This window comes from Flavobacterium sp. DSP2-3-1 (genome assembly GCF_049896865.1).
Classification (GTDB): Bacteria; Bacteroidota; Bacteroidia; order Flavobacteriales; family Flavobacteriaceae; genus Flavobacterium.
Map to the genome: position 1 here is coordinate 1 of NZ_JAFCVD010000031.1, position 786 is coordinate 786.

General features: G+C 36.3%; 1 protein-coding gene. It reads right to left on the reverse strand.

What is annotated here, in order from left to right; all coding sequences use genetic code 11:
- Positions 1-133: 133 nt before the first annotated feature.
- The coding region (locus tag ACP7AT_RS15760) for a hypothetical protein (protein ID WP_426065395.1) at positions 134-786 on the reverse strand (653 nt) is incomplete at its 5' end.

Genomic DNA, 786 nt, shown 5'->3' on the forward strand with positions numbered 1-786 from the left:
TAACGTTTCGCCACTTTGAGATGGCTGGAAATTCGTAACCGCTCAATTTTCGGCTTAACGAAAACTTGATGCGAAACGGCAATTCCACTAAATTCCAGCTAGCTCAAAATGGCTGTTACAAGCTGCCGTTTTTTTACTTTTCGCTTATATTTCTTAATTCGGTCAATACATAATTTCCTTCTTCAAATAGTTTCAACCAAATAGAAGAATTATTTTCAAAGTTTTGCACAAGTTCTTGTCCAACGTAAATTCCTTTGTTTGTTAAAAGGTAAAACTTTACTTCGTTCGCTTTCGGTAAATCTGTCTTTTCTGTTTTAGTTGTCTTATCAAGGAAAGTTTGAGCTAAACTTATGAATTTTTTTGATGCGTTATTTACGCTTAGATGTTGTCCGCCACCGATAACACCTCCGCCCGTACTTAGATACAAACTTGCATCACCTGTTTGATACGCAACTGTCGATGCTGTTGCGCCACCCATTTCCCAATCCATTACAACACCATATACGATAGTTTTGTCTTTCGGCAAGGAAATATTAAGTTGTTCAGGTGTTGCTTTAAATGCCATATTCCGCAGTTCTTCGAAAGCATTATCTTTTGTCTGATGAACTTTTGGTGTTGTTTTGGCTTGTTCTGAAGTTTGATTATTTTGAGCAGTTGCTTTATTTCTGCAACTTGTTAAGTAGAAAAAAAGTCCACCTATTAAAATAAATCCGATAATAGTATATGTCATTTTCATTGATGTAATTCTGTTGTTGGTTTTGCAACGGTTGCTTGTAACGTCCCGCT